This window comes from Alteribacillus iranensis (genome assembly GCF_900113025.1).
Lineage (GTDB): Bacteria > Bacillota > Bacilli > Bacillales > Marinococcaceae > Alteribacillus_A > Alteribacillus_A iranensis.
This window is the reverse complement of sequence record NZ_FONT01000001.1, coordinates 148,638-161,228: the sequence shown is the minus strand read 5'-3', so window position 1 is coordinate 161,228 and position 12,591 is coordinate 148,638. Positions and strand designations below refer to the sequence as shown.

General features: G+C 40.3%; 14 protein-coding genes. 3 read left to right on the top strand and 11 right to left on the bottom strand.

Features of this window, described 5'->3' with window-relative positions; translation table 11 throughout:
* Positions 1–20: 20 nt before the first annotated feature.
* From BM095_RS00845 to BM095_RS00825, 5 genes are all read right to left on the bottom strand, one after another.
* Positions 21–854: a metal ABC transporter permease gene (locus tag BM095_RS00845; RefSeq protein WP_091656170.1), complete on the bottom strand. Its 834-nt coding sequence runs from the start codon at positions 852–854 to the stop codon at positions 21–23.
* Positions 855–870: 16 nt separating this feature from the next.
* Positions 871–1,716: a metal ABC transporter permease gene (locus tag BM095_RS00840; protein WP_091656168.1), complete on the bottom strand. Its 846-nt coding sequence runs from the start codon at positions 1,714–1,716 to the stop codon at positions 871–873.
* Positions 1,717–1,719: 3 nt separating this feature from the next.
* Entirely contained in the window at positions 1,720–2,490 is a 771-nt protein-coding gene (locus BM095_RS00835; protein ID WP_091656166.1) for a metal ABC transporter ATP-binding protein, read from the bottom strand.
* A gap of 194 nt (positions 2,491–2,684) precedes the next feature.
* The gene (locus BM095_RS00830) at positions 2,685–2,906 is read right to left on the bottom strand and encodes an ATP-binding protein (RefSeq protein ID WP_281243852.1); all 222 of its coding nucleotides are present in this window, start codon (positions 2,904–2,906) and stop codon (positions 2,685–2,687) included.
* Positions 2,907–2,918: 12 nt separating this feature from the next.
* Entirely contained in the window at positions 2,919–4,052 is a 1,134-nt protein-coding gene (locus BM095_RS00825) for a histidine kinase dimerization/phospho-acceptor domain-containing protein (protein ID WP_177194638.1), read from the bottom strand.
* 225 nt (positions 4,053–4,277) lie between these two features.
* Between BM095_RS00825 and BM095_RS00820 the strand changes: the two genes are divergently transcribed.
* The gene (locus tag BM095_RS00820) at positions 4,278–4,535 is read left to right on the top strand and encodes a DUF2624 family protein (RefSeq protein WP_091656161.1); all 258 of its coding nucleotides are present in this window, start codon (positions 4,278–4,280) and stop codon (positions 4,533–4,535) included.
* Positions 4,536–4,609: 74 nt separating this feature from the next.
* Here the strand turns inward: BM095_RS00820 and BM095_RS00815 are convergent, their stop codons facing one another.
* A complete protein-coding gene (locus tag BM095_RS00815) occupies positions 4,610–5,506 on the bottom strand; it encodes a deoxyribonuclease IV (RefSeq protein ID WP_091656160.1) in 897 nt (298 codons plus the stop codon).
* 16 nt (positions 5,507–5,522) lie between these two features.
* Positions 5,523–6,803, bottom strand: coding sequence for a DEAD/DEAH box helicase (locus tag BM095_RS00810; protein WP_091657790.1), 1,281 nt, complete (start codon positions 6,801–6,803; stop codon positions 5,523–5,525).
* 148 nt (positions 6,804–6,951) lie between these two features.
* Here BM095_RS00810 and BM095_RS00805 point away from each other — a divergent pair, with 148 nt between their 5' ends.
* Together BM095_RS00805 and BM095_RS00800 are read left to right on the top strand one after the other, a co-directional pair.
* Positions 6,952–7,353 (top strand): YqfQ family protein, encoded by a 402-nt coding sequence (locus BM095_RS00805; RefSeq protein WP_245757767.1) that lies wholly within the window; start codon positions 6,952–6,954, stop codon positions 7,351–7,353.
* 145 nt (positions 7,354–7,498) lie between these two features.
* The gene (locus tag BM095_RS00800; protein ID WP_091656158.1) at positions 7,499–8,443 is read left to right on the top strand and encodes a 4-hydroxy-3-methylbut-2-enyl diphosphate reductase; all 945 of its coding nucleotides are present in this window, start codon (positions 7,499–7,501) and stop codon (positions 8,441–8,443) included.
* Between the two features lie 226 nt (positions 8,444–8,669).
* Here the strand turns inward: BM095_RS00800 and BM095_RS00795 are convergent, their stop codons facing one another.
* From BM095_RS00795 to rpoD, 4 genes are all read right to left on the bottom strand, one after another.
* Entirely contained in the window at positions 8,670–9,791 is a 1,122-nt protein-coding gene (locus BM095_RS00795) for a Nif3-like dinuclear metal center hexameric protein (RefSeq protein ID WP_091656156.1), read from the bottom strand.
* Positions 9,775–10,506: a tRNA (adenine(22)-N(1))-methyltransferase gene (locus BM095_RS00790; protein ID WP_091656155.1), complete on the bottom strand. Its 732-nt coding sequence runs from the start codon at positions 10,504–10,506 to the stop codon at positions 9,775–9,777. Before BM095_RS00790 ends, BM095_RS00795 begins: the two co-directional genes overlap by 17 nt.
* Before the next feature lie 97 nt (positions 10,507–10,603).
* Positions 10,604–10,957 carry a c-type cytochrome gene (locus BM095_RS00785; RefSeq protein ID WP_091656153.1) on the bottom strand — a complete coding sequence of 118 codons (354 nt, stop codon included), beginning with the start codon at positions 10,955–10,957 and terminating at the stop codon, positions 10,604–10,606.
* Positions 10,958–11,348: 391 nt separating this feature from the next.
* Positions 11,349–12,464, bottom strand: coding sequence for an RNA polymerase sigma factor RpoD (rpoD, locus tag BM095_RS00780; RefSeq protein ID WP_091656152.1), 1,116 nt, complete (start codon positions 12,462–12,464; stop codon positions 11,349–11,351).
* Positions 12,465–12,591 lie beyond the last annotated feature (127 nt).

The following is a 12,591-nucleotide window of genomic DNA, read 5'->3' as shown; positions in this document are numbered from 1 at the left end:
ACAAGAGGGAGAAATTACGATCATCTATTTAATAAACGGTATAGCATGCTGTTTTTTCGCAATACAACTGCTGCTAACATGATAACAGCTAAGATCACGACAATCATGCCACCAGTGGCTATGTTAAAATGATAGGAGGTATACACCCCAATCAAAACAGCAAATTCTCCAAACAAAACACTCCAACCTAACAGTTGCTTGAAACTTTTTGCGAATTGCATGGCACTTGCTACAGGCAGGGAAATAAGGGCCCCCACTAGTAAGACACCAACGACTTTCATCGACATGGAAATAACAAGAGCGACCAACAAGGAAAAAATAAAATTAATGTGTGAAGTCGAGATTCCTGAAACTCGTGCAAATTCTTGATCAAACGAAACCGATTTAATCTCTTTCGAATAAAGAGAAAATATAAGTAATATCACGCCTGCCGTCACACTGATAAATATAAGATCCTCTTTGGTAACAGATACAATACTTCCAAAGAGATAATCATACCATTCACCGTAACCCGATGGCGATATGCTCATGAGTACGGCACTAACTCCTACTCCTGCTGATAAAATAATCGGAGATGCCAATTCCTGAAAATGAGAATAGGTTTGTCTTAATTTCTCAATGATCAGTGAGCCTGCTAATGCAAAAACAAAACCTGTATATAAAGGGTTAATGGAGACCATGTTTACCGTTTGGCTGAGTAACACACCGGCAGATATGCCAGTTAGTGTAACATGTGACAATGATTCAGAAATTATGGAAGAACGTCGCACGGCTAATACAGCACCAACAAGAGGGGCAATCAAGCCAATAATTAATGCAGCCGTGAAGCCTCTTTCTATAAATGTCCATTCCATTAATGGTCCCTCCCTTCTATCTTAGCCGCCGTATTTTATCATATTTCTTTCCTGAAAGAACAAGCAGGAGAAGAATGAGAGCAAAAATAGCAATCATTCCGCCAGGTGCCACATCTAAGTAAAAAGCAGTAATCAAACCGGCGATCACTGAAATTTCCCCGAATAACACAGCATACAAAAACGTCTGTTTAAAACTTTTTGCTACTTGCATAGCTGCCGCTACAGGAAGAATACTTAAGGAAGAAACGAGTAAAATCCCTAAAATTCTCATAGACGACGCAATGACCAAAGCGGCCATTACAGAAAATAAAAGGTTTACGGAACGAACAGGAATGCTGCTGATCTTCGCTTGTTCCTCATCAAATGACATAAAAAACAACTCTTTATAAAAAAAGAAAAGCAGCAAAACCACTACCAGGGCAACCACACTAATTAACCACACATCACCTTGTGATACGGCAATAATACTTCCAAATAAATATTGGAATAAATCATTATTGAAGCCATCGGCTAATGATAAAAACACAACCCCAAGTCCAATACCAATAGACAAAATAATAGGAACTGCTAATTCTTTGTAAGCAGAATACACATTTCTAAGCCTTTCCATAATAATGGAGCCAGCAACAGCAAATCCCATCCCCATATATAAGGGATGAACAGTTTGCAGAAATGTCGCAGATTGAGCCAAATAAAGATGAAAAGCAATTCCAGTCAAGGTGATATGCGATAAGGCATCTGCTATCATTGCCTGCCTTCTTACCACAATAAAAACCCCAAGAACAGGGGCAAGGAAACCGATAACAATACCTACAAAAAAGGCATACTGTAGAAAATCATACTTCCACATCACTTCTAGCATTTGCTATGCCCCTCCGTGGTCATGTTCATGTGTAATCATCGTTACATCATGCCCATATAATGAAGATAATTCACTCTCTTCGAAGTCATGGGAGGAACCGTGAAAGTGAAGCCGTTTATTTAAACAAGCAACATGCGTAACATATTTAGTCATCGCTCCAATATCGTGGGTAACCAGCAAAAGCGTGATCTTTTTCTCTCGGTTTAAATGGCTCATTAAATGATAAAATTGTTGGACAGATTGTGTATCCACCCCTACGGTTGGTTCATCTAATATTAAAACCTCCGGCTCGCTCACTAACGCTCTAGCTATAAACACACGCTGCTGCTGCCCTCCTGACAGTTCACCAATTGATCGGTGCTTAAATTCCCTCATCCCTACCAACTGTAATGTCTCATCAATTTTTTTCTTATGTTTCTTATTTAAAAATCGGAATAACCCGATTTTCCCATAAAGACCCATGGACACTACTTCATAGACAGTAGCAGGAAATCCGGTGTTAAAACTATTCGCTTTCTGTGAAACGTATCCTATTTTTTCCCAGTTTTTAAATTTTGAGACCGGAACATGAAACAAAGTGACACGTCCCATATCTGGCGTCTCAAATCCAAGAATAATTTTTATGAGAGTCGATTTTCCAGAGCCGTTTGGGCCGGCCAGCCCTAAAAAAGACCCTTGCTCTATTGTTAAATTTACTTTTTCCAGTACGTTCTGTGTACCATACCGAAAGGAGACATTCTCAATTTGTATAACTCCATTTTCCTGTGTTGACATTACTCTCCCCCCTTACAGGACATCTCAATCAGAACAATTACGATTTGTGCTTTTTGAGTATACAAAAGAACGCTGGCAAAGTAAAGGAAAGTAATTCATCATGGTGCGAAAATGCGTTCACATTCTCTTTCATCCACCCTTACACGTATACATAAAAACCAGCAGAACGTCTCTGTTCTGCTGGTTTCGAATGGTTATGCTTCTTTATCACTTAAAGGGAATGCCACCGTTATTACAGTACCCTCTCCTGTACTGCTTTCGATATTAAATATACCGTCATGTTCCTCCATAATTTTTTTACATAACGGAATACCTACTCCTGTACCTTTTTCTTTGGTCGTATAAAATGGTTTCCCTAAACTTTCTAATACATCTTGCGGGATTCCTTGACCATTGTCACTCATTTGGATAACCAAATAATTGTCATTTTAGTAGCTGTTTAATGAAAAAGTATGCTTTTTGTTTTCCGAAGAAAACGCTTCAATAGAATTACGCAAAACATTCAATACAATTTGTTTAAATGAAGATTCGTTAACTTCTAACTTTTTCGATACTGGTTTTACTCTATAATCAAAGTGGATATCTTGCATGAGACATTCTGATTTAATTATATCAATCACACTGTTCAATAAATATTTTGGAGATCGCAGTTCTTTTTTCGTTTTCTTGCGAGCAACAGATAAAAAATTATCAATAATTTCATTCATTCTATTAGTCTCCGATAAAATGGTATCTGAGTATTTATGAAAGCTATCTGTTAAAGATGACAATTGAAGAAATCCTTTAATGACTGATAATGGATTACGTAATTCATGTGCGACACCAGCCGCTAGATATGAAACAGATTCCATTTGATCCTGATAAGTGAGCAGTCTCGTATATTTTTTCTCAATGGAGAGATCATACAGCATAAATAAGACACAGCCAGAATTTTTTAAATATATTCCTTTCAGCCGAAGGTGCTCCCCACTTTGATCATTTTTCACTTCCAGCTGAAGGTTTGTCTTTTTTCTAAGTACGTCTTGTACCAGCCGCGGTATGCAAGCCATCCCATCTTCTCGATTGGCAAGCAGAAGCATATTTTGACTGTTTGTAATATCATCATCCATATATTCTTCAAAGGTGTGATTATATTGAATAACATTTAAATGAGAATCCATAATTGCGCAAGCATGCTCGAAATGAGGCATCAAAGCAGATATGTCCTCAGAAAAAACTGGTTCTGGTAAAAGAGGGCGTCCATTCAATAAAATATACCCATCAACTTGTTTTCCTCGATAATGGATGTTTTCATACTCTTCACCAAAGTGATGACTTAGCGTTACATCTAAATCGGTTCCGGAACTTGTTAATTGGCTGATATACCCAAATGCGCGTTCTTTTTCTTCATCCTCCAGATAATCATAGAAATAACGGCTTTCTTCTTGGAAATATCTTTCACCGTATTCATTAAGTGCTATGATATATCCTTCTAAATCGAGAATAAGCTCTATATCAGTCCTTAAATTGTCGAATTCCCTCCGAAACTCAGCGCTATGAAGAGTGCCTAATAGCTCGTACATAAAACCCCTCCTTAAATAGCCAATCCAATCTCCTCTTGGTGCTGCCATTTCCTATCCAGCCTATTAATACTTCATCCCCAATTTCATTATACTAGATTTTTCAGAAAACGCACTCTCTTTTTATGGAGGGCTCCATATAATTGTTAATAAAATCACGCCTCCTTACTTTATTCATATGATGAGTATGGTATTTCATACATCCGTTCTTAAAAGGGGGGTAAGGTTGTGAACCATTTTAAAGATCAGTGGATAAAATATAAAATATCAGAATTGCATCCGAAAGATATTACCCACTATGGTTCGCTTTATGGAATTGACGTTTCTCATGAGGAAGCTGTTGCACTATTGCACCTTGTGAAGACAAACCAATGGTCATTAGACGACAAGGATTCACTGTTACACTTATTACACAACGCTAAGAAAGCTGTTACGCCGAAGACATACCAACTTCTTGAGAAACTATTTCATGAATATATTCGTTAACAAATACACCAGGGTTTCACGCGGCCCTGGTGTATGTTCAAGTTGCTAGTAATATTAATAATTCTTCATTCATGTTAGATTTCCTGCAACAAAAGTTCCTTTTTCATATTTTCATTAAAGGATTTATCACGAAACATGGTGATCTCATGTTTATAAGGAGGTTTTTTATTTTTCTTATCCGTTCCTACATACGGAGTCTCAAGGATCTTCGGTATTTTCGTAAATTCAGGATGGTGAACTATTGTATTCAGGGCTTCAAAACCGATATGACCAAATCCGATGTTTTCGTGTCTGTCTTTTGCTGCCCCTTTTTCATTCTTACTATCATTCACATGAAGTACTTTTAAACGTTCTATTCCAATGACTTTGTCGAATGAATTTAATACGTTATCGAAATCTCCAATAATATCATACCCCGCATCATGCGTATGGCATGTGTCAAAGCATACTGATAACTTTTCGTTATAAGTAACCCCATCTATAATTGCAGCAAGTTCTTCAAACGTACGACCTATTTCGGATCCTTTACCAGCCATTGTCTCGAGTGCGATTTGAACGTCCTGGTCAGGGCGAATGACTTCATTTAAACCTTCGATGATCTTTTTTATCCCTGCTTCAGCGCCGGCACCTACATGTGCGCCCGGGTGCAGAACGATTTGCTTCGCCCCCAAAGCTTCTGTTCGTTCAATTTCAGATTGAAGGAATTCGACACCTAATTGAAATGTCTCTGGTTTTGATGTATTCGCTATATTAATGATATACGGGGCGTGGACCACTACTTCTTCGATACCGTTTTCTTCCATATGGGCACTGCCAGCTTCTATATTTAATTCTTCTATTGGTTTTCTTCGTGTATTTTGAGGAGCACCCGTATAAATCATCATAGTAGTTGCTCCGTAAGAGGCTGCTTCCTCACTGGAACCTAGCAGCATTTTTTTACCATTCATGGAAACATGCGAGCCTAACAACACTGTTACTTCCCCCTTATTATTTCCTCTTGTTTCTTTTTCTCTGTTCTTGTTCCATCATTCTTTTCGCTTTCTTTTTATATCCAGGCTTTATTTTCTTTGGTCTTTTCGGAATTTGAGGTGAGAATTCACTTCCTTTTTGCCACGATCGATTTCTCCAAGGTATATCAGCCGCTGATAAACCATCTTTCTTCAATTCCGAGAAAGTTAAAGGTATACCCTTGTCTTTTAATTTGCGAACTACAGGATATTCATCCTTCTCGACAAATGTAAATGCTTCACCTGTTTCACCAGCACGCGCTGATCTTCCCACCCGGTGTATATAGTACTCTAATTCAGAAGGTAGAGAATGGTTGATCACATGTGACACACCCTCGATGTCCATCCCCCGTGCAGCCAAATCTGTCGCCACAAGATACTGCACTTCGAGGGATCTCAGCCGACGCATTACTTGCTTGCGCTGGCGAGGCGGAAGACCGCCATGCAACACTTCTGCTTGAAATCCTGCTTTGATCATCTCATCGAATACCAAATCGGCATCTTCTTTGGTGCTTGTAAAAATGATTGCCAGGTAAGGACGTATCATTCCAGACAATTGAACAGTAACCTCTGTGCGATCCCTATGTTTTAAAGGGATGAAATGATGAGTGATGCTGGCTGGAGTCGCTTCCCTCGGTTTAACATGTGCATGTTTTGGCGCATTCATATATTTTTGCAGAAACGGTTGCAAACTCTCAGGAATCGTAGCCGAAAATACTAGCATTTGAAGATCATCTGGCATGAGAGCAGCTATTGGATCAATATCTTCAATAAATCCCATGTCCAGCATTTGATCTGCTTCATCAACTACTAACATTTTCGCTTGATGGACATCTAGCATCTGGCTTTGAGCGACATCTTTCAACCGGCCTGGCGTTGCTACGATCACATGAGGGGAGAAAGCACCGGTAACTGTACGACTTCGTTCTATTCCACCTGTAACACGCTTTACTCTAATAGAAGGAGTGTCCTCTCCTCCCAGCAGTTTTTGGGATTCTTGATAAATTTGCTCTGCAAGTTCCCGTGTCGGTGCAGTAATAATAGCTTGAATATAATTTTTTTCAGGGTCAATTTTTGTCAAGATAGGTAAAAGATAAGCCAATGTCTTTCCGGAACCTGTTTGTGATTGACCAATCACATCCTTGCCGTTGAGGATGGCAGGGATTAATCGTTCCTGAATCTCCATAGGTTTAGCGATATTTTGTGTTTGTAATGACTTTATTAAAAAAGGTGAGAGGTTAAAGCGTGTGAAACCGCTCATTTCTCCACCGCCTTCCACTGTAATCTCTCGTTTTGTGTAAGATACTTTTAAATAACTTCACATTAGGCTAATTGCTATCATATTTTATCATAAACGCTCTAGAAAGACAGCTATTCTTGTTCAAAGAATAAAGAGAGGATGATCAAGTGTGTTTCCTTTTGTTCCCCCTCCAGCGAGTCCGCCTGTGCCGAGGCCGCCCATGCCGCCTCAAAGCTATGCTCCTGGTTTTTTCGGTGCAGCCTCTAGTCCAGTGGGTCAAGGGTTTAATCCTGGTACGTTATCTAACATATTGCCCACCATTCAAAAAGCAGCAGGTGTTGCGCAAACAGTAACGCCCATGATAAAACAATATTATCCACTCGTAAAACAACTGCCAACTATTATTAAATTGTTGTCTTCTACAACTTCTCCATTAAAAAGTCCAAGCGACACAACTGACAGTAAAAAGGAAGTTACATTAGATCTAGAAACTTCTAAGCTAATGTCACACGAAGAACCTGCTACATCTGCTTATTTTTCTGATGCTCCTCCTCCTAAATTATACGTGTAGCGTGTCGAAATTAGCTTCTTTTACATTTCATCAGTGAAATAGTATAATGACCCTAGTATTTCAATGCTTACCATTCATGTTCCAATGCATACATCGACATGAATGTAAATTATGTATTATCGACCGAGGGTCAGAGGAGGCTGCTATGGAAGTCGTTAAAATATCCCCGCGGGGTTATTGTTATGGAGTCGTAGATGCCATGGTGATGGCAAAGCAAGCTGCCAGTAACCCGGATTTACCACGTCCTATTTATATTTTAGGTATGATTGTTCACAATAAACATGTAACAGATGCTTTTGAGGAAGACGGGATTATTTCTTTGGACGGGCCAAATCGCTTGGAAATATTGGAAAATGTAAATAAGGGTACCGTGATATTCACTGCTCACGGGGTATCTCCTGAAGTTCGTCAATTGGCAAAAGAAAAAGGATTAACGACAGTGGATGCAACATGCCCAGATGTGACTCGTACCCATGATCTAATTAGCGAAAAAAAAGAAGAAGATTACCACATTATATATATAGGCAAAAAAGGTCATCCCGAGCCTGAAGGAGCCATTGGGGTGGCACCAGATAAAGTGCATTTAGTCGAGACGGAAGACGATGTGAATAAGTTAGATCTAAATGAACAAAAAATAATCATTACAAACCAAACGACTATGAGTCAATGGGATGTATCAAATATCGTTGATGCTGCGGTTAAACGATTTCCGCACGCAGAAGTCCACAATGAAATATGCATGGCCACTCAAGTTCGTCAAGAAGCGGTCGCAGATCAAGCCCGTGACGCCGATGTCATGATAGTGGTCGGGGATCCTAAAAGCAACAACTCCAACCGACTTGCACAAGTATCTAAAGAAGTTGCGGATACACCGGCTTACCGCATTGCCGATGTTTCAGAAATACAGCTTGACTGGTTAAAAGGGGTAAAGAAAGTTGCTGTGACGGCCGGTGCTTCTACACCTACCCCTATTACGAAAGAAGTCATATTGTATTTAGACCAATTTGATGAAAACGATCCTTCTACATGGGAAGCAGAGCGCAAAGTAAAAAGCTCTAAAATTCTTCCTAAAGTAAAAGTAAAAAAATAATAGGGGTTCCTAATGAAGAAAACAGAAATGCCTCATTTCTGCATGGGACTGAGCCTCCTTATGACGGACCAGTTCACTTGCAGAAGGCATTTCTTTTTTATTGCTTTTTTACTTTTTCCCATATGTTAACTACCGTTATTACACTGTGGTTGTCTCAACATATGAGAAACAAGTTCTGTGATTTCCTGTCTAATGTGTAGGGACGATTAGGTACAGTCACGTTTGTTTAGAAAAAAGTAAATGGTTCGGTTGAGACTTCAGAGGCCATCACATTGGCTTGGAATTTTTTCTCTTCCATTCTTTTCTCTAATTCTTTCTTTACTCCCTCTTTCATCACTTTTTCCACGTGATGACCGGGATCTATTATACATTGTCCTCCCATTTGGGCATCGTGAGCGGTATGATAATATAAATCACCTGTTATATAGACATCTGCGCCTTGCCGATTAGCATACTGCCAGTATTTATTCCCATCCCCTCCAAGTACAGCGACTTTCCGGACCTGCTGTGGAAATGGCTTTGTGGCACGAATGTCTTCTACAGAGAAAGCTTTTTTCACTTGTTCAATAAATTCCTCAAAAGGAAGTTCCTTCTTTAATTCACCGATCCGCCCGAGACCCATTTTCTCTCCCTCTAAGTCAAGGGAATACAAATCATATGCTGGTTCTTCATAGGGGTGAGCTTTTTCTAATGCGTTCGTTACTTTTCGGACAAGTGGCTGCGGCACAATCGTTTCGATTCTTTTTTCTGAGGCAAACTCCATTTCTCTACGCTTTCCTAAATAAGGATTCGTGTCATCCCCAGGAATGAAAGTACCAGTACCAGCGGAAGAAAAAGTACAGTGACTATATCCGCCGATGTAACCAGCTCCAGCATCACCAAGTGCCTGTCTGACCTCTTCGACATGATTTTCTGGTACGAAGGCAACTAGTTTTTTTAATGGAATTTCTGTGGTAGGGACGAGGACACGTGTGTTTTGAAGATCTAGCTTGTCTGCCAACATGTCATTTACACCCCCATCCGCAATATCCAAGTTCGTGTGGGCTGCGTATACAGTAATGTCATGCTTTATACATTTCTCAATAATTGGTCCCTGACCTGATTCGGTATCAATTTTTTTTAGAGGTCTAAACAGTAATGGATGATGCGCAATAATCAAATCTACTTTCTTTTCAATCGCTTCATCGACTACTTCCTCCAATACATCCAATGCTATCATCACATGGCGTACCGGCTTATTTAACGTACCTATCATTAAGCCGACTTTGTCTCCTTCTACAGCTAGAGATTTTGGAGCCCACTCTTCAAAAAGTTGTATAATGGCTTGTCCATTAACGGCTTTCATCATTACATACCTCCTCAAATAATTGGATGTTTGTTAATAGTTCCGCTCGTTTTTTCTCAGTGTCCTGATCAGTAGAAGCTTTCTCAAGCTCCTGTAAAATTCGCTGCCATATTTCTTTTTCCCTTTTCCACTTTTTCATAAAAGCAGGAGACCGTTTTTGGATTAAGAAAGGTCCGAACAAAATACTGGCTTCTGTGCGGGCAGAGACATTTTGATAAGGGCGGTCTCCCTCTCCCGGTTTCGCCACCAGAATCTCATAAATCCTTTCGTCTTCTTCCAGGATGTGTTCTTGTACTAGTTCCCACTTATGATCAATCATCCATCGTCGAATAACACTTGCGTGGATATTAGGCTGAAGAATTAACTGTTCTACGTTTTCTAATTGTTCTTTGCCGCTATTCAAGATCTCACAAATCAACGAACCGCCCATTCCAGCAATGACTATGGTATCGATGTGGTCTGCCTCATCAATAACCGATAAACCGTGCCCAAGTCGCGTCTCAATATAATCTTCCAAGTTTTCACTTTTTATATTTTTTTTCGCTGATTCCAATGGTCCGGCATTGACATCGGATGCAAGAGCCCAATTAATTTTTCCTTGTTTCATTAAATACATGGGCAAGTATCCATGATCTGTTCCAATGTCTGCTAATCGGGAGGCAGCTGGAACTTCTTCTGCAATCCTTTTTAAGCGCTTGGATAATATATTTTCGTTCATGTGGTTATCCTCTCTCCCCCATCGCGAATGGTGACTTTTCAAAAAGCCGATGGATATAAAAGAAGAAGAGGGCCAGCCCCTCTCCTTCCATTCTGCCTTATTCAGCTATAGATGTTAAGTATTCAGCAATGGCTTCTGCTTCTTCGGGACTGGCGATACCACCTGGCATGCTTCCGACACCATTTACAGCGATATCAGCAATCTCTTCATTAGACATTTCAGCACCCACATTTTCAATAGCAGGGCCACTTGCACCTTCCAAATTCTCACCGTGACAGGAAGTACAGTTTGACGTTACGACTTCTTCTCCCAGCTCTACCGGATCCATGTCAGCCCCTTCCTCTTCAGTTTCACCTGTAGAGACATAAAAGCCGACTAGTGATAATCCGAGCATGAGCATTAACGCTCCAATACCTATTAAGTAAAATGGAATGAGCGGTTTAGCTCTCACGTTGTTTCCCCCTTTGTTCTATGTAGTTCCAATTAATACGGGATATAAATCCTCACTCCTCCTATATTTTACTCGATTATGATGGAATAGAAAAGATAAATCCCTATTTTTGTAGTTTTGTCACTTTCCGTTCAATTATACACTTTGAAGCATATTGACCAGGGGATGGTTACATGTTAAAGCCTACCTCTCGGACCCATTAGAAAAACGCATACGAGGGGGCTTTTCGATTCAATGCAGGTACTGTAACCTCGCTTCGGTGGTGCGCTTGGAACTGAATCTAAGAGTTTAAGACTCCGCGTTTGGCCCAATCAATACGCATGACAACATATAGAATAAAATCTAAGCAGTATTTAAGGATTGCCTCGCGGTGCGAGACAACCCTTATCTATCAGTCCAAAAAGTCTTTTAAACGTTTGCTGCGGCTCGGATGGCGAAGTTTCCGCAGTGCCTTGGCTTCGATTTGACGAATTCTTTCTCTTGTGACGCCAAATACTTTCCCTACTTCTTCCAAAGTACGGGTTCTGCCGTCATCAAGGCCGAAGCGAAGCCGCAATACATTTTCCTCACGATCGGTCAATGTATCCAGCACATCCTCGAGCTGCTCTTTAAGAAGTTCATAAGCAGCAGCATCGGAAGGAGCTAACGCTTCTTGATCTTCAATGAAGTCGCCTAAATGAGAATCATCTTCCTCACCAATTGGAGTTTCTAAAGAAACAGGCTCCTGAGCAATCTTAAGGATTTCTCTGACCTTATCAGGGGTTAAATCCATTTCTTTTGATACTTCTTCAGGCGTTGGTTCACGACCTAAATCCTGTAAAAGTTGGCGCTGTACGCGAATCAATTTATTAATGGTTTCTACCATATGCACCGGGATCCGAATGGTCCGAGCCTGGTCAGCGATAGCTCTTGTAATCGCCTGGCGTATCCACCATGTTGCATACGTACTAAATTTATATCCTTTATTGTAGTCAAATTTCTCTACTGCTTTAATAAGCCCCATGTTTCCTTCTTGAATCAAGTCAAGGAAAAGCATTCCCCGCCCAACGTATCTCTTTGCAATGGAAACGACGAGACGCAAGTTCGCTTCAGCCAGACGCCTTTTCGCTTCCTCATCTCCTTCTTCTATACGCTTGGCATAGTCTACTTCTTCCTCAGCAGATAAGAGAGGAACCCTTCCGATTTCCTTCAAGTACATACGAACAGGATCATTTATTTTTATACCTGGAGGTACACTTAAATCATTAAGATCAAGCTCTTCTTCTTTTTCTACTTGATCCATACTTGGAACTTCTTCCCCTTCGTTGAGTAAATCAATACCTTGCTCACCGAGATACTCAAAGAACTCGTCCATTTGTTCTGAGTCTTGGTCATAAGGAGCAAGCTTTTCTGTTATCTCCGCGTAGGAAAGAACCCCACGTTTTTTACCCGTTTCAATTAATTGCTCTTTTACTTGATCGATTGACGCTTCACCTTCCGCTAGTGGGCGGATTGGTTTCTCTGCCACACGATCCCCTCCTTCCAATCTTCACACACACCGTTACTCCTACATCAAACTCCATTTATAAACAAAGGAAAAGGGCTCTTAGCGCCCGAAGTATTTCATTTGATTGAATTTTGACCGTCTTAAAGAG

Bases quoted from the DNA above. Each gene is read 5' to 3' on its own strand.
- BM095_RS00825 (WP_177194638.1), bottom strand. From the start codon at position 4,052: ATGTACGAGCTATTAGGCACTCTTCATAGCGCTGAGTTTCGGAGGGAA.
- BM095_RS00790 (WP_091656155.1), bottom strand. From the start codon at position 10,506: ATGAACGAAAATATATTATCCAAGCGCTTAAAAAGGATTGCAGAAGAA.
- BM095_RS00810 (WP_091657790.1), bottom strand. From the start codon at position 6,803: ATGAGCGGTTTCACACGCTTTAACCTCTCACCTTTTTTAATAAAGTCA.
- BM095_RS00840 (WP_091656168.1), bottom strand. From the start codon at position 1,716: ATGCTAGAAGTGATGTGGAAGTATGATTTTCTACAGTATGCCTTTTTT.
- BM095_RS00800 (WP_091656158.1), top strand. From the start codon at position 7,499: ATGGAAGTCGTTAAAATATCCCCGCGGGGTTATTGTTATGGAGTCGTA.
- BM095_RS00835 (WP_091656166.1), bottom strand. From the start codon at position 2,490: ATGTCAACACAGGAAAATGGAGTTATACAAATTGAGAATGTCTCCTTT.
- BM095_RS00795 (WP_091656156.1), bottom strand. From the start codon at position 9,791: ATGATGAAAGCCGTTAATGGACAAGCCATTATACAACTTTTTGAAGAG.
- BM095_RS00845 (WP_091656170.1), bottom strand. From the start codon at position 854: ATGGAATGGACATTTATAGAAAGAGGCTTCACGGCTGCATTAATTATT.